This window comes from Bacteroides sp. ET71 (assembly GCF_023336905.1).
Lineage (GTDB): Bacteria > Bacteroidota > Bacteroidia > Bacteroidales > Bacteroidaceae > Bacteroides.
Genome location: NZ_JAMBLS010000109.1, coordinates 1 through 941 on the forward strand (window position 1 = coordinate 1; position 941 = coordinate 941).

General features: G+C 57.7%; 1 protein-coding gene and 1 pseudogene. Both read right to left on the bottom strand.

Annotated features, from left to right (window positions below; genetic code table 11):
• The coding region (locus M3090_RS15395; RefSeq protein WP_249057736.1) for a YWFCY domain-containing protein at window positions 1-464 on the bottom strand (464 nt) is incomplete at its 3' end.
• Between the two features lie 57 nt (window positions 465-521).
• Window positions 522-941, bottom strand: a pseudogene (locus M3090_RS15400) (relaxase/mobilization nuclease domain-containing protein); the annotation flags it as partial.

Below are 941 nucleotides of genomic sequence, written 5' to 3' on the forward strand. Positions count from 1 at the left end.
TCCTCCATCAAGTTCTGCCGGAGCAGTCGGGACATCCATACCCCGGCGGCCAAGAGGCAGCCGTAGCCTGCGGACAAGGTGAGCAGATAGAAACCGGTACGCGCCGAAAGGGGCAGCGGCAGGGCGAGCAGCCACCAGTTGAAGAAGAACAGCACGATACCGGCGGCAAGCGCCGCCCAGATATGCGGCCACTTAATCTTTTCCTCTTTCACGCCTTTCGTCCCCAAGCAGGAGAGCGCGAGGAACACAAGGGCGAACAGCTTTGTCCAAAGAATGGACGAGAACAGCCCGGTCGTCCGCTGGAAATTGAGCAGTATCCTGTCCACCACCCCGATGTCGATGTTCCATTCCTTCATCGAGGGGTAGCAGAACCAATATACATTGACTATGACGAACAATACGCTGAGGGCACGCATGAAGTCCATGACCTTGGCCAGCCCTCTCAAATCATCTTCCTGTGACATAAGTTATACTTGTTTTAACGGTGATTGAAATTCGGTTGAATGTTATCCGGACTGCATTCAGTCCTGCCGCCCGTACCTGCGGCGGCGTTTCTTCTTGTCAGGCTTGTGCAGGCGCGGATAGCGCGGAACGGCACCGGTTTCCGGCTCAATGACGGACAACAGCCCTCCCAGTACCTTACCGTCCGTACCGGTTTCCGGCTCAGGCGTTGCCACGTGAGGCTGTACTTTGCAGACCGGTTCGGATTGCGGGTTGAAACGCGCTTCCAGCACATTGGCGGAGAACTCCTTGCCGAGCCGGGAACCGTTGAGCACGGTACGGCTCGTATGGTCGATGAAGGTTACCCCGTAAATCCTGCCGGATTCATTGCGGCGTAGCACCAAGTCCATGTTCATGACAGCCAGACGGCGGCGGAAATCCACTTCATCCCCGGCCTTGCGCAACGCATCGGCCAACGGAGGGCGCAGCCGCTCGCGGCA